16 protein-coding genes and 1 pseudogene are annotated in these 19,326 nt (G+C 38.0%); 10 read left to right on the top strand and 7 right to left on the bottom strand.

Going from position 1 to position 19,326, the window contains the following annotated elements:
- From ABS768_RS13805 to ABS768_RS13795, 3 genes and pseudogenes are all read right to left on the bottom strand, one after another.
- Window positions 1-3,523: pseudogene (locus tag ABS768_RS13805) on the bottom strand (hypothetical protein); the annotation flags it as partial.
- Between the two features lie 570 nt (window positions 3,524-4,093).
- Window positions 4,094-5,602 (bottom strand): histidine ammonia-lyase, encoded by a 1,509-nt coding sequence (gene hutH, locus ABS768_RS13800; protein ID WP_408075535.1) that lies wholly within the window; start codon window positions 5,600-5,602, stop codon window positions 4,094-4,096.
- Between the two features lie 74 nt (window positions 5,603-5,676).
- A complete protein-coding gene (locus ABS768_RS13795) occupies window positions 5,677-7,170 on the bottom strand; it encodes an NAD(P)H-hydrate dehydratase (protein WP_408075534.1) in 1,494 nt (497 codons plus the stop codon).
- Between the two features lie 224 nt (window positions 7,171-7,394).
- Here ABS768_RS13795 and gcvT point away from each other — a divergent pair, with 224 nt between their 5' ends.
- The 3 genes from gcvT (at window position 7,395) to ABS768_RS13780 (ending at window position 11,331) form a co-directional block, all read left to right on the top strand.
- The gene (gene gcvT / locus ABS768_RS13790) at window positions 7,395-8,477 is read left to right on the top strand and encodes a glycine cleavage system aminomethyltransferase GcvT (RefSeq protein ID WP_408075533.1); all 1,083 of its coding nucleotides are present in this window, start codon (window positions 7,395-7,397) and stop codon (window positions 8,475-8,477) included.
- Window positions 8,478-8,483: 6 nt separating this feature from the next.
- Window positions 8,484-10,526 (top strand): S41 family peptidase, encoded by a 2,043-nt coding sequence (locus ABS768_RS13785; RefSeq protein WP_408075532.1) that lies wholly within the window; start codon window positions 8,484-8,486, stop codon window positions 10,524-10,526.
- A gap of 91 nt (window positions 10,527-10,617) precedes the next feature.
- Window positions 10,618-11,331 (top strand): YebC/PmpR family DNA-binding transcriptional regulator, encoded by a 714-nt coding sequence (locus ABS768_RS13780; protein WP_330444394.1) that lies wholly within the window; start codon window positions 10,618-10,620, stop codon window positions 11,329-11,331.
- Window positions 11,332-11,403: 72 nt separating this feature from the next.
- Here the strand turns inward: ABS768_RS13780 and ABS768_RS13775 are convergent, their stop codons facing one another.
- Complete coding sequence (locus ABS768_RS13775; RefSeq protein WP_408075531.1) at window positions 11,404-11,895, bottom strand: hypothetical protein; 492 nt, start codon at window positions 11,893-11,895, stop codon at window positions 11,404-11,406.
- A gap of 6 nt (window positions 11,896-11,901) precedes the next feature.
- On the bottom strand, window positions 11,902-12,543 hold the full coding sequence (locus tag ABS768_RS13770; RefSeq protein WP_408075530.1) for a hypothetical protein: 642 nt from the start codon (window positions 12,541-12,543) through the stop codon (window positions 11,902-11,904).
- 174 nt (window positions 12,544-12,717) lie between these two features.
- Between ABS768_RS13770 and ABS768_RS13765 the strand changes: the two genes are divergently transcribed.
- The 3 genes from ABS768_RS13765 to ABS768_RS13755 all read left to right on the top strand — a co-directional run bounded on the left by ABS768_RS13765 (window position 12,718) and on the right by ABS768_RS13755 (window position 14,411).
- Window positions 12,718-13,446, top strand: coding sequence for a hypothetical protein (locus ABS768_RS13765; RefSeq protein WP_408075529.1), 729 nt, complete (start codon window positions 12,718-12,720; stop codon window positions 13,444-13,446).
- Between the two features lie 69 nt (window positions 13,447-13,515).
- Window positions 13,516-13,890, top strand: coding sequence for a hypothetical protein (locus tag ABS768_RS13760; RefSeq protein WP_408075528.1), 375 nt, complete (start codon window positions 13,516-13,518; stop codon window positions 13,888-13,890).
- 32 nt (window positions 13,891-13,922) lie between these two features.
- Window positions 13,923-14,411, top strand: coding sequence for a DMP19 family protein (locus ABS768_RS13755; RefSeq protein WP_408075527.1), 489 nt, complete (start codon window positions 13,923-13,925; stop codon window positions 14,409-14,411).
- A gap of 39 nt (window positions 14,412-14,450) precedes the next feature.
- Here ABS768_RS13755 and ABS768_RS13750 read toward each other — a convergent pair whose 3' ends face one another.
- On the bottom strand, window positions 14,451-14,945 hold the full coding sequence (locus ABS768_RS13750) for a DUF6646 family protein (protein WP_408075526.1): 495 nt from the start codon (window positions 14,943-14,945) through the stop codon (window positions 14,451-14,453).
- Between the two features lie 183 nt (window positions 14,946-15,128).
- Between ABS768_RS13750 and ABS768_RS13745 the strand changes: the two genes are divergently transcribed.
- The 4 genes from ABS768_RS13745 (at window position 15,129) to ABS768_RS13730 (ending at window position 18,080) form a co-directional block, all read left to right on the top strand.
- Window positions 15,129-15,683: an RNA polymerase sigma factor gene (locus ABS768_RS13745; protein WP_408075525.1), complete on the top strand. Its 555-nt coding sequence runs from the start codon at window positions 15,129-15,131 to the stop codon at window positions 15,681-15,683.
- On the top strand, window positions 15,680-16,228 hold the full coding sequence (locus ABS768_RS13740) for a hypothetical protein (RefSeq protein ID WP_408075524.1): 549 nt from the start codon (window positions 15,680-15,682) through the stop codon (window positions 16,226-16,228). Before ABS768_RS13745 ends, ABS768_RS13740 begins: the two co-directional genes overlap by 4 nt.
- Window positions 16,209-17,252: a DUF4097 family beta strand repeat-containing protein gene (locus tag ABS768_RS13735; protein ID WP_408075523.1), complete on the top strand. Its 1,044-nt coding sequence runs from the start codon at window positions 16,209-16,211 to the stop codon at window positions 17,250-17,252. Before ABS768_RS13740 ends, ABS768_RS13735 begins: the two co-directional genes overlap by 20 nt.
- A gap of 96 nt (window positions 17,253-17,348) precedes the next feature.
- Window positions 17,349-18,080 carry a head GIN domain-containing protein gene (locus tag ABS768_RS13730; protein WP_408075522.1) on the top strand — a complete coding sequence of 244 codons (732 nt, stop codon included), beginning with the start codon at window positions 17,349-17,351 and terminating at the stop codon, window positions 18,078-18,080.
- A 199-nt stretch (window positions 18,081-18,279) separates the two neighbouring features.
- Here the strand turns inward: ABS768_RS13730 and ABS768_RS13725 are convergent, their stop codons facing one another.
- On the bottom strand, window positions 18,280-19,320 hold the full coding sequence (locus ABS768_RS13725) for a PLP-dependent cysteine synthase family protein (protein ID WP_035134862.1): 1,041 nt from the start codon (window positions 19,318-19,320) through the stop codon (window positions 18,280-18,282).
- Window positions 19,321-19,326 lie beyond the last annotated feature (6 nt).

Below are 19,326 nucleotides of genomic sequence, written 5' to 3'. Positions count from 1 at the left end.
CCGGTTCGTCGATTATAAATTCCTGAGTTAAACTACATCCGTTAGCATCGGTAATATCAACAGTGTAAGTACCGGCTACAAGAGCTGTAGCAGTAGCAGTAGTCTGTCCGTCATTCCATAAATAGGTATATGGCATTACACCACCTGCTACATCAATAGTAGCCTCACCTGTTGCCGTACCGTTACAAGTAACGTTAGACTGCGTAGTAGCCTCAGTAGCAACAAGAGCATCAGGCTGGGTAATTTCAAACTCAAGGTTAAGTACACAACCATTAGCATCAGTAATATCTACAGAATAAGTTCCTGCCATCAATCCGCTTATTGTAGCGGTAGTTTCACCTGTATTCCATAAATAGGTATATGGCGTTACACCACCTTCAACAACTAAATTGATTTCTCCTGTAGCGGCTCCGTTACATAAAACATCTAATTGAGTTGTAGCAGCACCTTCAATCAATGCAGGTGGCTCACTAATATTAAAATTCTGGATGATAATACAACCGTTGTCATCGGTTACCGTTACAAAATAAGTTCCGGCAGTAAGTCCTGTAACAGCATCGGTAGTTTCACCATTACTCCATTCATAAGTATAAGGAGCGACACCACCCGATACAATTACCGAAGCTTCACCGTTATCGTCTCCGTTACAAAGCACATTGGTTTGTGAACCTGTTGTAGATAAAGCTGTAGGTTCATTAATCGTAAATGTTTCTGTTAAAACACAACCGTTAGCATCGGTAACATCAACACTGTATGTACCAACTGCAAGTCCGGTTATAGTAGCTGTAGTTTGACCATTATTCCATAGGTAAGTATATGGGGTTACACCACCCTGTATATCAACTGTAATTAAGCCGCTTGCACCACCGTTACATAATACATCGTTTACAACGGTATTAGGTGAAAGAGCCAGCGCATCAGGCTGAGATACAATAAAGTTTTCTGTTAAAGTACATCCGTTAGCATCGCTAATAGTAACAGTGTAGTTTCCTGCCGTTAGTCCGGTTGCAGTAGCAGTAGTCTGTCCGTCACTCCATGAATAAGAATACGGAGTTACACCACCCTGCATTACAACTGTAATCTCTCCGTCAGCACCTCCATTACAGGATACGTCATTTTGAGTAGACCCTGTAGCAGCTGCAAGAGCATCAGGCTCACCTATTATAAAGTCCTGCACGGCAGAACACCCGCTTGCATCGGTTACGGTTACAGTATAATCACCAGGTGCAAGACCAGTGGCGGTTGCAGTTGTTTGACCATCATTCCATAAATAGTTATAAGGTGCAGTACCTCCGGTAACAGCTACAGTAGCAGTACCATTAGTTTCGCCGTTACATAAAACATCTGTTTGATTGTCTACAGAAACTGTTGGAGGGACAGGCAAATCAACCGGCAAGTCGAATTCAGAAACACAGGCACCGTTAGTAATCGTCCAGCGTAAAACATAGCTGGCACCCGGAGTACCTGTAAAAGAGGTCTCAGCATCTGTATCTGTACCTAAAACACCATCTGTACCCGATACTATAGTCCATAGCCCGGTACCAAGCACCGGTACATTTGCAGTAACAGTAATTTCATTACAGGTATTGGCACTAAAATCAGCCACAGCTGAAGCAGCCGAAACCACACAAAGGTTTACAGCATCTGAAACCACATATGCACAAACTAAATCAGACTGAGTAATAATCACCCTATAGTCATAATCTGCCATTGCAGCCGTAACAGCTGTTAAGTTAAGAGTATTTGTAGTAGCGTCGCTATAAACTCCGCCATCGGTAATATCTGTCCATGTAGTACCATTATCAGTACTTTCCTGCCACTGGTAGCTTGTTGTTCCCGAACCACCTGAGGCAGCCACGGTAAACGCAATGTTAGCATTAACCTCTACAGACTCATCAATAGGCTGGGTATCAATAGTACTTTCTGTCCCTAAAGTAGTAACATTATTATTAGTACCTGTATAAGAAGCTCCTATAACAGTACCATCGGCATTTACGGCAACAGACCCTACCCCATAGTACATATCTCCATCATTACCATCGGCATCTGCGAGCCCGTAAGCTTCGTTAGCATCACTACAGCCGTCATTATCACTATCTAAATCAACATAATCAGGGAAACCGTCGTTATCACTATCGGCACAATCTCCAAGCCCCTGCGCTCCTGTATCTACACTATAGTTACCAATAGAAGGAGCTGTAGAGTTCGTTATATAACTACCAATACCTGTATAAGAAGAAAGGATAGGTACATTACCTGTAGTAGATGTCACATTAATAGCTGTACCTGCAGCTATACCAGATACCTCTGCATAAGATGTACCCGGCTCACTTGGATATGGAGCCCATCCTGTAACAGGAGCGCCATTATATAAAACAAGCGATGTACTGGCCGTAGGAACTATAAGCGCCAATACATTTGATGTGGTCATGGAGGTTGGGATAGAGAAATTAAAACTATTTACCGCCTTACTCTCATCAAGTACCAACTGCCATGCCGGATCGGCATTATTAGGACTTAACTGCCATACTGTAGCACTGTTACTGGTTTCAACAACATTAAGATCTGTAGCAGAAACATTAAAAGAATAAACATCTCCGGCATTTGCTAATGTAGCTACAACACTACCGTTAAGTGTAACAGTAGTATTATCGGCATCAGCCATAACATAAGTGGTGTTGCTTGCACTGTTTGAGATATAAAATTTAGTACCTAACATATTTGTAGGCAATAGCATCTCATCGATATTGTCACAGTATTCAACAGGAGCGTTAGCACACTTAACACCAACAATTACTCCTACATTATAGGTCGACTCTACTGTCCAACCAGTCATATTAAGGTCAACCCCTGTTTGAAGATAGGTATCTCCTGCATTAAGAATAATATTTTTTTGAATAGCACCTGTTTTATCTTTTATCAGTACATTGTTAGCATCGGTAGCGCTGTATATCATGGCATACTGATCTTTTTCTCCATTACCCGAATAGTTATACGTAAACAGTCTGTAACTATTACCCCATATTTTTTCGGGAAGCACTACCCACGAGTCACTTACAAAAGGACCTGTAAGTTCATGTATTATTGTTACCGGCATATCGGCAACAAGCAAAATACTTTTTCCTGACTGTACCACATTATTGGCAAGATCAGGTACTTGCGTCCCCGATATGCTTATTACCAGCGTTTGTGAAGCCGGAATAACATAAGTGGAACCAAGAAAAGTAATTGTTGTCCCCTCATCACCTGATATTACAATATTCCATACTTCATCAGGATGAAGATGATTAGGCGGAGCAAACAGGTTAAAGGTTGTTGCTGCCAGTGTTACGTCACACTCGTCGGTATCTAAAATACCATCGTTGTCATCGTCAAGGTCGTCGCTGTTTATTACACCGTCACAGTCAAAATCCTGATTAGGCGCTGTACCATAGTTGGCACACTGTGAATAAGCAATTTCACTAAAAAGTAAAACTGCAAACAGCATTGTTAGTTTGAATAATAAATTTTTGGTTTTAATCATAGGTGGTATGTAATAATAATTGGGTTGTTTACTTTCTATAATAACAAAATGCCTTCCTGCCCATTAGGCAAAAAAGCTGAAAAGCCAATAGCTAATTATATTTTAAATAGATTAAACTTTTTTCTTCAATTAATTATCAAATAAAAGAAGACAGTTTAGGTAGTGGAGTGAGGTATTTTTTTTCATAGGCATTAATTATTGGGTTTTACTCTTACTATTTCAACATGCTAATATACAGAAATCTATATATTCTATTTAAGATTTAATTAACTTATTTAACAGGTGTTTTTCTGTTAATAAATAAATGTTATTTAAAAAATGAATTATTTAATATATATATAGCCTGCGCAAATATAATTTTTAGGATTATTTAATTTTAGAGTAGAATTACCTGTTTTTTAATAATGGGTAAAAACACCTAAAGAAGCTGTTTTATATTGCTACAAACACTTTTTATACTACTTAGCACAAATATCTTACGGGTAAAAACAAAAAAAAATACCCAAAAGTGGGTATTTTCATATAAAATGGTATGTATTAAAAAAGCCTCCTTTAAGGAGGCTTTTTGTATTAGTCTATTACAGTTTCGTCTATTTGCAGGTTGTTTAAGAAAGCAATGGTATTCTCAATATCATAATGCAGTATCCTGTCGTCTTCAACAAGCGGAACTTCTTCCCTGTATGATTTAAGGAACATTTCTATAAAATCACTTGACTTAAGCGGCCTTCTAAATTCAATGGCCTGAGAAGCATTCATAAGCTCTATGGCAAGTATACGCTCCAGGTTCTCTATAATTCTAAGTGCTTTTGTAGCCGCATTAGCCCCCATACTCACATGGTCTTCCTGTCCGTTGCTCGATACAATACTATCGGCACTTGCAGGGGTACATAACTGCTTGTTTTGGCTGGCAATACTAGCTGCTGTATACTGCGGAATCATAAAGCCCGAGTTAAGTCCCGGATTTGCTACAAGGAATGGTGGTAACCCGCGCAGGCCTGATATTAACTGATAGGTTCTTCTTTCAGAGATACTACCAAGTTCTGACAGGGCTATACCTAAAAAGTCAAGCGTTAATGCCAGTGGCTGCCCGTGGAAGTTACCTCCTGATATTATCTGGTCGCTGTCAATAAATATATTTGGGTTATCGGTAACCGAGTTGATTTCGGTACGGAAAACTTTCTTCACATAATCAATAGTATCTTTTGTAGCACCATGCACCTGTGGTATACAACGGAACGAATACGGATCCTGAACGTGTTGTTTAGGGTGTGCAATAATCTCACTGTCCTCAAGCAGCTGGTTAAAACGCTGTGCTGTTACAATTTGTCCTTTATGAGGTCGCACCATGTGGATAAGCTCGTTAAATGGCTCTATCCTTCCGTCAAAACCTTCAAGAGAAACAGCACCTATAACATCGGCAAGGTAGGAGTACTTAATTGATTTAAGCAATACATACACTCCATATGAACTCATAAACTGAGTACCGTTTAAAAGCGCAAGTCCTTCTTTAGATTTAAGTACGATAGGCTTCCATCCCATTTTCTCCAATACTTTTGAAGAAGGCTGACGGAAACCGTCCATGTTTACCTCTCCCTCACCTAATAACGGTAATGAAAGGTGTGCCAGCGGAGCAAGGTCGCCCGACGCTCCAAGTGACCCCTGATTGTAAACAACAGGTAAAATATCGTTATTATAAAAATCAACAAGTCTTTGTACAGTTTCCAGCTGAACGCCCGAATGACCATAGCTTAACGACTGTATTTTTAACAGAAGCATAATCTTAACGATTTCCTGCGGTACTTCCTCCCCTGTACCACAAGCATGTGATTTTACAAGGTTCTCCTGTAGTTTTGACAGGTTTTCGTTAGATATCTTTACATTATATAGTGAACCAAATCCTGTATTTATACCATAAATAGGGTCGCTGTGCGATTTCATTTTTTCATCAAGGTACGTTCGGCATTTTTCAATGTTCAGCCTCGCTTCTTCGCTAAGCTCCAGTTTTTTCCCCTGAGTAATAATTTCGTTTACGACTTCAATAGAAAGCAGGTCGCTGCTTATATAATGTATTGTTTCCATTTATACGTTGAATTGAAGCCCCAAAATTCATTAAACCTTATTTAAAAAACAAGATTTTTATCAACTTTTCAATATTAAGGATGATTTGATTCTATTTCATGATAGGCTTTTCCTATATAATCAGGTATCATAGATGCCGTGAAACCCTGCATTCCGGTTTGCGGCAGGGCAATATCTGCAGTGAGTCCGTGCAGGTATACTCCAAAAACTGCAGCATCGGCAGCAGTATAGCCCTGTGCCAGTAATCCGGTAATAATACCCGTAAGCGTATCGCCACTGCCACCCGTTGCCAGTGCAGCATTGCCCGATGTGTTTACATGTACCTCATTGCCATATACCACCATAGTGCGGGCATCTTTTGCTACAAGTATTACATGGTATTTACTACAAAAAGTTTTCATCTTCTCTATTTTGTCAAAGCCATCATTCCATGTTCCCATTAAACGTTCCAGTTCTTTGGGGTGCGGAGTAAGTATGGTATTTACAGGAAGTAGTTCCAGCCATTCCTTATTATAGGAAAGTATGTTTAGTCCGTCGGCATCTATAACTAACGGATGTTTGTACCGAATTAAAAAATCGTGGAAAGCCTTTTGAGTTTCGGGATGCTGCCCCATTCCCGGACCTATACCTATTGCTTTGGGTTCAAAATCAAAATTGATATGGGTAATATGTTCCTCACCATTGGTTATTGCCATTGCTTCTGGGAATGCCGACTGTATCACTACGTAGCCACACTTGGGCAGGTAGGCAGTTATGAGTCCGCAACCTGATTTTAAGGCCGACTTCGCCGCAAGGCACACTGCACCTATTTTGCCATAGCTACCACCAATAATAAGCGCATGCCCCTGTTTGCCTTTATGTGTAAAAGGATCTATAGGTATGTAGCGTTTGTATACTTCAAAACTATCGGTAAGGAAATAGTTGGTCTCAACTGTATTAATAAAGTCCCTGTCTAACCCTATATCCAGTATCTCTACTTTTTTTATGTACTGATAATTATCTGAAAGATAAAACGAAAGCTTGGGTTGTTGGAAAGTTAGTACGGCATCACTGTGTACCGCAAAATTTGTTTTCCTGTCCATAAACACCCCTGAAGGGACATCTATAGAAACCACATAGGCATTGCTATGGTTGATTTTATTAATCATTTCCTTAACCGAACCTTCCGGCTCACGGCTAAGCCCAATCCCGAAAATAGCATCAATCACTACCAGTTTACCATCGGTATATTGGTATATCTCTTTGTTATTGTATTTAATACCGTCCTTATTAATACGCTTTAGGTTGGCCGTAAAGTCTGGGGTAGGTTTTCCGGCATCTTCCAGTATATCGAGTACCACGCGGTACTTGGACTCATACAACAGGCGGGCCACTACCAGTCCGTCACCGCCGTTATTACCCTGTCCGCATACTACATGAAAAAGTGTTTCCTTATCAGGAAAATTGCGTTTTAGCCACTGGAATACTTCTGTACCTGCCCTTTCCATCAGTTCGTAGTAAGTTATACCCTGTCGTTCTACAGTTACTCTGTCGGCTTCCCTATTGGCTGCAATGTCAAAAATTTTCATGTTTACTATTGTTTGTACTACTTTTACTAAGTAAATTTATAATAATGCTTTTACATAGCAGGTTGATGCAACAAATATTTAACTCGAAGTTTTGCCTGATGCTATATAATCTTTTAAGAAGGAGACTAAAAATTGTGAAATAATTTGTATTTCCCGATAATAGCATGCCATTAGTGCGTTTTTTTCAATAAATTAGCGCCGTTGAAACTTTATTATTATTCTAGATGAAAAATACTGCGCTAACGCACATACACGAAAGCCTTGGGGCTAAAATGGTACCATTTGCAGGATACAACATGCCTGTACAATATGAAGGGGTAAATGTAGAACACGAAACCGTAAGAAACGGTGTGGGAGTTTTTGATGTATCTCACATGGGTGAATTTTTCATCACCGGGCCAAATGCCCTTGCACTTATTCAAAAAGTTACAACAAACGATGCTTCTACCCTAACTGTAGGGCGTGCTCAATACTCTTGCCTTCCTAACGAAGACGGCGGTATTGTAGACGACCTTATTGTTTACAAAATGGGTGAAGAAAAATATCTTTTAGTGGTAAATGCCTCTAACATTGAGAAAGACTGGAACTGGATTTCGGGTAAAAACGATGTGGGTGCTACTATGGAAAACGCTTCAGAAGACTATTCGCTACTGGCTATACAGGGACCTAAAGCTGCCGAAGCTATGCAGTCTTTAACTTCTGTAAACCTTACCGAAATAAAATATTATCACTTTGAAGTAGCCGATTTTGCAGGTGTTAGCGATGTAATTGTTTCTGCAACAGGATATACCGGTAGCGGAGGATTTGAAATTTACGTAAAAAATTCCGATATTGAGCAGGTATGGAACAAGGTATTTGAAGCAGGAGCTGCCTATGGTATCAAACCAATAGGACTTGCTGCCCGCGATACTCTTAGACTGGAAATGGGCTTTTGCCTGTATGGTAACGATATTAACGATACCACTTCACCTATAGAGGCCGGCCTTGGCTGGATCACTAAGTTCACTAAAGATTTCACTAACAGCGAAGCCATCAAAAAACAAAAAGAAGAAGGTGTTAGCAGAAAACTTGTTGGTTTTGAGTTAACCGAAAGAGGTATACCAAGACACGATTATGAAATTACAGATAAAGAAGGTAATGTAATAGGTATAGTAACATCGGGTACCATGGCACCATCACTTGGTAAAGGTATCGGGTTAGGCTATGTGCCAATTGCCTATGCTGCACCAGACAGCGAAATTTACATCAGGATAAGGAAGAATGATGTAGCCGCAAAAGTGGTGAAGCTTCCTTTCTACAAAAAGTAAAGGCCTATGAAAAACATACTAGCGATAGCCTGTTTGTTCCCGCTGCTTGCAGGGGCACAAAAACACGAGCAGGCCTGCAGTGTGTTTTACAATATAAATGCGCTTTTACAAAGCGAACATTTTAATCCTAAGCCGACAGACGACAGCCTGTCGGCTTATGTTTTTAATAGGGTTATGCGGGAAATGGACGATAACCGTATGCTCCTGCTACAGGAAGAGGTTGAACTGCTTTCCAAACACAAATACAAAATAGACGATTACATTACAGGCAGTGACTGTTCCTTTTTTACCGATTTTGTATCTATATACAAAACAGCTCTGGAACGTAATACCGATATCATCAGTGAAATCGTTTATGACGGAATAGACCTTAACGGTACCGATTCCATTTACTACTCCAAAGAGCATTTCCCCTACCGTACCAGTAAGGAACAGCTTAAAAAGTTTATTTGTAAAAAAATTGTGTATGATGTACTGGAGGATATTGCCAAACTAAGCAAGAACCGCGATTCCTTAAAAGCCCAGATACCCGTAATGGAAAACAGCATAAAGGCTAAAATAGCCGATGCCTACATATGCCGAACCGAAGCATTGCTTAACCCTAAGGAGGGACTGGACGAAAACATGTACCACAGGTTTTATGAGGCGTTTTGCTCTTACTTTGACCCGCATACCAATTACTTTAACTACGACGAAAAATCTACGTTTATATCGGCAGTGTCCGATGAAAATTATTCATTAGGCATTTATGTAAGTCAAAATGAAAACGAGGAAATAATAATACAGGAAGTGATTCCGGGGGGACCTGCCTATAAAACCCAAAAGATAGACAAGGGCGACCAGATACTCAAACTGGCATCAGAAAATACCGAATACCCCGTTACCTGTGCCTCACTCGAAACCATAACAAATATAGTATTTAGTGATGCCTACAGAACGGTGAAACTTACCCTTAGAAAAAACGACGGTACTGTATACAGTGTTAATCTGGAGAAAAAGGTAATGCGGTCTGAAGACAATACGGTATACAGCTTTGTTATCGGCGATACCCTGCCTATGGGCTACATAAAAATACCCAGCTTTTATACAGCCCGCGATGAGAACAGTTTTCATGGCTGTGCCGATGATGTGGCTCGTGAGGTAGCAAAACTAAACGAGGAAAACATAAACGGACTCATAATAGACCTTCAGTTTAACGGTGGAGGCTCAATGGAAGAGGTTACCAAGCTCGCCGGTATGTTTATAGATTTTGGCCCTTTAACGGTAGTAACCGGCAGGAACAGGTCGCGCAATGTGATTAAGGACTACCTGAGAGGCAGTATTTATAACGGACCTATAGTGATACTGGTTAACGGATTCTCGGCTTCAGCAAGCGAATTCTTTACCGGAGTAATGCAGGATTACGGGCGTGCTATTATTGCCGGAAACACCACTATGGGCAAGGCTACCATGCAAACTATTTTTCAGTTACAACAAAACAACCCTACTGATTTTGTAAAGGTTACCATAGATAAGTTTTACCGCATTACAGGGAAAAGCAACCAGTACATAGGCATAGTACCTGATATTGAAATTCCCTCCTATCTAAACGACTTTTTACCAAGGGAGAAAACCGATGCTACTGCCCTTGCTAACGACAGCATTAATGTAAGGCTGAAATTCCGTAAGGAAGAGCTAAGCTACAGGGAGTATGCCATAAAACAAAGCAGGGAAAGGATAAGTCAGGATGCCGACTTTAACGAGATACTCTCGGTTAACCAAACCATCAAAAAAATGTATGAGGAAGACAAAGCTCCTGTTGCCCTTAATTTTGACGGTGTGTTTAACGATGTACATACCATGGATGCCATTTGGAAAAGCATAAGCACCTTTGAAGACAAACAACAGATAAGCCACATTAAAACACCGCGCGACACCTATCAGCGTATTATGTACGACGACTTTTTGGTCAATACTAACGAGTACCGCGAAAAGCTGGTAAAAACCAATCCGTACATAAAGGAAGGCATAAACATACTTACCGATATTTATAATTTGGAAAATAAGTAAGTTATAGCGTCTTTTTTTACAATCAGCCCTAATAAGATTTTGCAAAAACGGCTAATAACCTTATTTTTGTTCCTCCAAATAAAATTAATTTATGGGAAGAGCGTTTGAATTTAGAAAAGCCAGAAAAATGAAACGTTGGTCGGCAATGGCCAAAACGTTTACCAGAATTGGAAAAGATATAGTAATTGCTGTAAAAGAAGGTGGTCCAAACCCCGAGACCAACGCACGTTTAAGGGCTGTTATACAAAATGCCAAAGCGGCAAACATGCCTAAAGACAACGTTGAAAGAGCAATTAAAAAAGCAAGCGACAAAGATACTGCCAACTATAAAGAAGTACTTTTTGAAGGCTATGCACCACACGGTATTGCCATACTTATAGAAACCGCTACCGATAACAATAACCGTACAGTAGCAAACATTCGTAGTTATTTTAACAAATGTAACGGTACTATGGGAACTCAGGGATCGGTTGAGTTTATGTTTGACCATACCTGTAATTTCCGAATCCCGGCAGAGGGTCAGGATGTAGAAGAGCTTGAGCTTGAAATGATTGACTTTGGTGTGGAAGAGATTTTTGCCGATGAAGACGGTATCATAATGTATGCTCCTTTTGAAAGCTTTGGTGCTATACAAAAAGAACTTGAGAACCGTAACCTTGAAATCCTTTCTTCAGGATTTGACAGAATCCCTCAGGTAACTAAAGAGCTTAACGAAGAGCAACAGGCAGACGTTGAAAAACTTCTTGAAAAAATTGAAGAAGATGACGACGTAATGAACGTGTATCATACTATGCAGGAATCTTAACATTCCCTGTTTATACCATATAAAAAAGCAGCCCTAATAGGCTGCTTTTTTTGTAATAAATTGATGTTGTTATTAATTCTTCTTTCTAAAATTATATTTAAATCCAAAAAAGGTTTGCAAAAAACTGTTCGTCTTTTTATTAAGGTTATTGGTTAATCCCATTTCCAAATCTAGCGAGTCAAATAAATTATAAGACAATGCTACAGAAATATCCAAACCTAAATTTGAACAGTTACTTTCTTCAAATCCATTAAAATATAATAATGCAGGCCCCGTTTTTAATGTCATTAAAAAGTTCTTATCCTGAGAATACACATTATAGCCTGCTGTCAAAGCATATTTAGAAACTATATAGTCTTTAATACTGTTCTCCAGTTCAGCATATTGATAGCTTGCTTCCAGACCAAAACGATTAAAATCTATTCCAAAACGCCCTCCAACAGATTTTCCTAAATCTTCTTTTGCTAACACCAGTCCGGTATTAACTGAAACAGAAAAATTATCCTGTGCCAGCAGGGTTTGAGGTACTGCAAGAAATAGAAATAAAATAGTATATATTTTCACTTTTAATTATAGTAAAAGTATTAAAATACCACTTGCAATTGTTACTACAGCTGCAAGAGTTGCACCATTAGAAGCTCCTCCTCCGTTTGCAGTTGAACTTAACCACTCCCATATATTAGAAATATGACAGCCTATTTGATACCATTTACAGTCTTTTTTCTTTAGGAAAGAAGCTTCTTCTTGTACTGAATTTGGATCCAAACCAAATAACCAAAAAGAATCTTTGTCTAAATCAACTTCATCAGTTGTTTTGTAACCTAAATCAATATTGTGTTGAATCATTGCTTCGGTTGCTCTCATAATTTCAATACCGGTAGCATCTTCAATGCTAGATTCTTTTTGTAAAATGCTAAATGATTTTTTTAAGAGATCATTACCTTCAGCTGTGATTTTTTCCAAACCGGAAGCTGGATCAAGTGACCATTTAAAATCATTAAAAGTCATACCCTCATGATAGTATGGAGTAACGCCTTCTACAAAACTAATCATAGCATTTTTACTCTCGGTAATAACATAAGCCGAATCAATTTCTACTGTCGACTTCAGGTTAAAAGAGTTGCTTGGTTGTTCTGAAATACTCTCGTTTGAACAAGAGAAAAAAGTAATTCCTGCAAAAGCAATTGCAGCGAAAAAAAGGATTTTTTTCATAATAAAAAATGTTAATAATTAATTAGTGGATTTTATAGTGCAATAGTAATAAATTAAAGAAATACCTTACCGTTTCATTTTATTTTTTATGAAAATTTTAGCATTTTTTATTAAAGGAACTCAAGTGATGATCCGAATAACATCTTATATTTGAAACACATTACAAAATCAACCATGAAAAAATTATCATTATTACTTTTTACAACACTTCTACTTAGCTCATGCGCTTCAAAAATTGTTGATATTGCATTAAAAAAAACAGGAGTCTTAGATTCCAAAGTAACCTTGAAAACATTAACATACAAAGACAAGGTAATAGTTTTTGCCGAGATGATGCACTTAGGGAAAGTCGAATTTTATAAGGATGTTAAATCTAAAATTGACAGTTTAGAAAATGAAGGATATTTTGTTTTTTATGAAGGTCTTTATTTAAAGAAAAGTGACCGTGTGATAAAAGAAAACGATACTATTAATTATTTAAAATTCAGAAAAATATTAAACTTAGATCCTTTATTGGAATATTCTAATGTTAAACCTCTTTCAGAATATGTTTCAAAATATGATCTTATAGATCAGCCCGATTATGCTGATTTGGGGCTTACACCCGAAAATTCGCAATCTGTTGATTTACCAGTAACAGTATTGATAAATGAATTTGAGAAAGAAAAGGGTTCTGTTATATTAAACGATTGTGATTATAAAACACCCTTGGGAAGTGAAAACTATACTTGTGAAACAGTTAATAGCGAAGATAAAAAATTCTTCCTTAAAGAAATTGTAGAGAATAAAAGAAATATAAATCTTGTTGATAAAATAAAAACCACAACTAAAAAGAAAATACTTATTCTTTATGGAAAGAAACATTATACACCTGTAGAAAAATTACTTAAAGAACATTCCTAATTCATACAATAAAAGCAGTCCCACAAGCTTTTTTTGTATCTTCCCTCCTACATATAAAATATGTTTAATATGAATGTTGGTTTAAAAACTGAAAAATTAAGAAACACTATTTATAACGCTATTGAAACGAAATCACTTAGTGACGTGTATACTGATTTTGATGTTTTTACAGCCAAAATAGTCGAATTAACAACTACCGATGAGGTTACTCCTGCGTTTGATTTTTTTAATGAACTGGCAAACCTAAAGGAAGAAAGTATTGATAATTTACTGGATGGAACCCTCTACGAAAATTTATACCAAGAACTGGGTGATAATGAAACACTATTTATAAACAGACTCAGCGAGCGTTCTGTAAAACTGTATCGTTTAGCTGTGTACATTCGTGAAACCCCATCAACCCGAGAAGAAATAATACAACTACAAAAAAGTTTAGGATTGTAATACTTAATTAACTACTGATGCATCTACAAAACATGGATCCAGATATAAAATCAATGCCTGATGAGGAAGTAATTAATCTGTATTACGAAAAGGCTGTTAGCGGGTTTAAAAAAAGTTGGTTTAGCATTTCACACAATGAGAAATGGTATAAATATATAACAGAGTTACCCGAAAAGGAAAGTACTGCATACCTTGTATGCCTTTTAGACGACCAAGTATACAACGGAGGTTTTAATCAGTATTTTATTAATGGATACGGTCAGTTTATTAAAGAAAGTATTTTAGCCTTCAAAAGGATTAAGGCTTTTAAAATGGCCGACTTGATTGAAAAAGCTTTTCTGGCAGTTAACTTTAATAACGATGACTATAAGCTGTTCAGAAAAAAAATACTTGCAGGTAAAATTAACGAACTGTATAATGACGACGACAGCCTTAATGATTACTTGGAAAAACTGGATAATGAATACTGGGAATATCCTGAAAACATAGGTAATTTACTGGCTGAATGTTTAAGACAATAAAAACTGCCAATAGGCAGCTTTTATTGTATTGTATGTCTTTCAAAAATTAAACGACACCCCTATTTGCCATACAAACTGGTTGTTGTACTTATCAAAACCTTCGGGATTGCTTTTATAGGTAGCAATTGGAATACCACCTTCAGTATACAGTCCGAAACCATCTGAAAAGAAATAACGGAAGCCCAGGTGTCCGCCAAAATTACGTAATCCCAAATCAAGACCCGGGTAAACATCAAACTGATCCCCTATCCCAAATATATTACCAATGTTAGCGTTAAGTCGGGCTTTCACATCGGCTCTGTCCCCAAAATCGGCTTCCTGACCCAAAATATCATCGGCAGAAAGCATATAGCTAGCCGAAAATCCGAACGAAAGATTATCTGCCAGTCCAAAATCAGTAGTGGCAACAATCCCGGTACCACCGTCCTGTACAGTAGCCCCTATTTGCAGTTTAGTATCTCCTTTTCCGTTAAATGCCTGTGCATTAATAAAGTTGGCACACAATAAAGCAGCCATAGCCATAATAGTCCTCATGCTGTAAAATGTAAAAATTTTCTAACGTAAATATACTTTAAAAACTAGTTAACCACAATCACGAAAAGGCAGAAAATACGGGCATAATTTAAAAAATCATTAAATTTAGAAAACTTTTTTTCGCTGTAACTGTAACAATAAGCTTACCCTCCCAGTCATTATATTAAACCAGGCAAACGAAAGTTGGAAAGAACGCAAACCGATATAAACCATCTCATTACACTATGTAAGGCGGGCAACCGCAATGCACAGTTTGAAGTCTATAATATGTACTATAGGGCTATGTATAACACTGCATTACGTATTGTAAAAGATGAACATTGGGCCGAAGATGTTATGCAGGAATCGTTCTTAAAAGCTTTTACAAAACTGGATTCGTTTAAAGGAGAAGTGGCCTTTGGCGCCTGGCTTAAAAAAATTGTAGTGAACCATAGCCTGGACAACTACAAGAAATTAAATAAGGATGCCACCCAACCTATAGACAACATGCTGTATAAACTGGAAGACAGCGATAATGGCGAGGAAGCTAAAATTGATTTTCAGCAGCTGCAATTGCAACAGGTTTCGCAAGCCATAGCGTCGTTAAAGGAAAATTACAGGATAATATTAACCTTACTGTACATAGAGGGTTACGATCAGGAAGAGATAAGTGAAATAATGCAGATAACAGCCGGCAATTGCCGCACAACCATTAGCAGGGCTAAAGAGAGCCTGCTAAAAAAATTAGCAATGTCATGAACGAGGATAAAAATTTAAACGAGCTATTTAAAAGCCTGGAGGGACAGTGGGACAACCACGAACCCTTACTGGGACATCAGCAGCGATTTTTAGACAGGCTTGAGGGTAAGAAAAAGCGTTCGCCCCTAACCCTTATACTGCCTATAGCTGCCGCTATACTTATACTGTTTGGAATTTTTACCGTGTATAACAATCATGGTACTACTGATGGTACACAGGAACAAATGGCAAACGTATCGCCCGAAGTGCAGGAAACCCAAATGTATTTTGCCTCTATTATAGAAAAAGAGCTGGCAAAAGTGGAAAAGGAAAAAAGCCCCGAAACTGAAATGATTATAAGGGATGCTCTTGTACAAATGAAAAAGCTGGAGGAAGATTATAATAAACTTACCCGTGAGCTTATTGATAAGGGCGAAAACAAACAGATTATCCATGCAATGATAACTAACCTGCAAACACGTATATCCTTCCTTGAAGAAGTGCTTACACGTATTGAAAACATCAAAAAAATTAAAGAGAACTACCATGAAAACACTACCACTTAAACTTTTGGTTTTTCTTCTCATAATTCCGTTTGGCATGAATGCCGGGCAGATTAAAGGGAAATACACCAAAGAGAAAAAAATACAGAAAGTATATCTTGTTAATGCCGATGCAGGTCTTGAAGTAGGCAACCAGTACGGAAACATTTATGTTACCACCTGGGATGAAAACAAAACCAGTATTGACGTGGTTATAAAGGTATCGGGTAATAACGAAGATCAGGTAAATAAAAGGATTAACGGTATAGATATTAAGCTTAATGCTACCAAAGGACTTGTAGCCTGTAAAACCGAAATAAGCAGCTCTAATTCGCGTACCAATATCGAGATTAATTACACCATTAAAATCCCGAAAAACGGAAGCATTGTCCTTCATAACCAGTATGGTAATATTGTACTGGGCGATATTAAAGGACATTCGGAATTAAAATGCCAATATGGTAATATTCAAGCCAATCAACTTAACAATGTAAGTGCAAAGCTACAGTATTGTAATAGCTCGACAATTAGCGCAATGGGGAATGGCGAGATAAAAGCCGAATATTCCCGACTTACTATAAACAAATGCGGCAACCTTGAAATTAAAACCGCATATACTGATTATACTATAGATGAAGTAAAGAATATAGCTTTTAATTCAGAATATGGTGATCTAAAAATAAAACAGGCCGTGAATATTGAAGGTAAAGGTGAATATATAGGTATGCGTTTCGGTTCAGTTAAAGGAGCTATGAATCTCGCAGCAAGCTATGGAAATATTGATATTCAAAGTATTGAAAACAATGCAAAAAACATCTATATAAACTGTGCCTACACCAATGTGGATATCAATTTTAACGAGAACTATGCCTACAATTTTGAATTCGACCTACAATACGGCAACCTAAGAGGCAGTAGCAGTCTTAATTTTACCGAAAAGAACGTACGAAACACCAGTGCCAACTATAAAGGCTATTCTAAGAAAAACGGAGCCAACAAAGTATATATAGAGTCACAGTACGGCAACATCAATTTAGGAAGAAGTTAATGAAATAAGTAATTAAAATGTAACATTTTATGAAGTACATCGTCTTTAAATAAGACAAAAAATCATCAATCATCATCAATCAAATCAAATTTTATCATGAAACGACAGTTATTATTGTTAGCAGCGTTATTTACCCTGCTAACCGGTGCTGCACAGGGTACCCAGGAACTTATTACCGGAAACGGAAACAAAGTAAAACAGCAAAAGGCAATTACAGCTTACCAGTCACTTAGAATAAGTGGCCCGTTTGAGGTAATCCTTATTTCTGACGAACACAATAACATGTTATCGCTGGAAGGAAGCGAAAACATTGTTAGCCTACTGGAAGTTAAAAACATTAATGACACCCTGTACATAGGCTTACCAAAAGGCTTAAGCTTCAGGGCACACAAAAACAATAAGGTAAAAATCAAAGTACCCTATTACACTTCTCTAAACAATATCTATTTAAAAGGATCGGGCACAGTAAACAGCAAGGCTGCACTAAAAAGCAACGTAAAAATACAGTTGGAAGGCTCTGGTCATATTGACCTGAGGCTTTTTAACGCCGGTAGCGAAGCTTATGTACTGGGATCGGGCAATATTACACTAAAAGGTGCCGTTCAGGATTTTAAGTGCAAAGTTATCGGATCTGGTAATATTGAAGCCGAACGCCTTGAATGCACCAATGTGGACATTGATCTTTCCGGATCGGGCAATGCCGATATTGTTTGTAACAAAACCATTAAAGGAAAAATTAGCGGTTCGGGTAACGTAGTTATTACCGGGCATCCAAAAGAACAGGATTTAAAGCGTCAGGGAACCGGTGAGTTCAGGGCAGCTTTATAACCTCCTTTTTATACTTACTTTTACTCACTTCGTAAAACCATCCCCTGAGCCGGGATGGTTTTTTTAACCTTTACACCAAACATCATGTAGTTACCATATAAAATACGGGAAGCACTACTCCCGGATATTCTGCATCCATAAAAAAAGCCATCCCTAACAGGATGGCTTTTTAATATTTTTTTGGTACTAATCTCTCTTATTATTTGATGAACTCTATTTTTTGAGTTGCTTCCATGTTAATACTATCAAAGAAGCCCTGCTCGTTCATCCAGTCATCACTAAATACCTTGCTCATATAACGTGAACCATGGTCAGGGAATATAAGGATAACATTACTGTTTTCGTCAAATTCACCTGCTTCAGCATACTGTTTAACAGCCTGTAATGCTGCTCCACTTGTGTATCCTACAAATAAACCTTCTGTTTTGGCAATATGCCTTGCAGTATGGGCACTATCTTCGTCAGATACTTTTATGAACTTGTCAATAACATCAAAATCTGTTGCGGTCGGGATAAGGTTTTTACCTAAACCTTCAATTCTGTAAGGGTAAATTTCCTCGTTGTCAAACTCTTTAGTTTCGTGGTATTTTTTAAGTACCGAACCATAAGCATCAACACCAAGAATCTTAATGTTTGGGTTTTGCTGTTTTAGGTAACGTGCAGCCCCCGATATGGTACCCCCTGTTCCGCTACAGGCAACAAGGTGGGTAATTTTACCGTTTGTCTGTTCCCAAATTTCAGGACCTGTAGTAGTGAAGTGAGCGTCTACGTTTAAATCGTTAAAGTACTGATTGATATAAACAGATCCTTTTATCTCCTCATGCAGTCTTTTAGCTACGTTATAGTAAGAGCGCGGATCATCTGCCGATACGTTTGCAGGGCAAACATATACCTTTGCACCCATGGCACGCAGCATATCAATTTTATCTCTTGATGATTTAGAGCTAACTGCCAGTATGCAGTCATAACCTTTAATAATGCTAACCATTGCTACACTAAAACCAGTATTACCTGAAGTAGTTTCAATAATGGTGTCTCCCGGTTTCAGGATACCCTTTCTTTCAGCTTCTTCAATGATGTATAGTGCAATCCTGTCTTTGGTTGAATGGCCCGGATTAAATGCCTCTACTTTTGCGTAAAAATTTCCTTTTAACCCTTGTGTAACTTTATTGAGCTTAATTAGTGGTGTATTCCCAATTAATTCCAATACATTATTATAGGCTTTTATTTCTTCTTTCATAAAAAA

The sequence above is a fragment of the Flavobacterium rhizophilum genome, assembly GCF_046000485.1.
GTDB lineage: Bacteria > Bacteroidota > Bacteroidia > Flavobacteriales > Flavobacteriaceae > Flavobacterium > Flavobacterium rhizophilum.
Note: the sequence above shows the minus strand (reverse complement) of the source record. Positions and strands in the feature narration are given on the sequence as shown.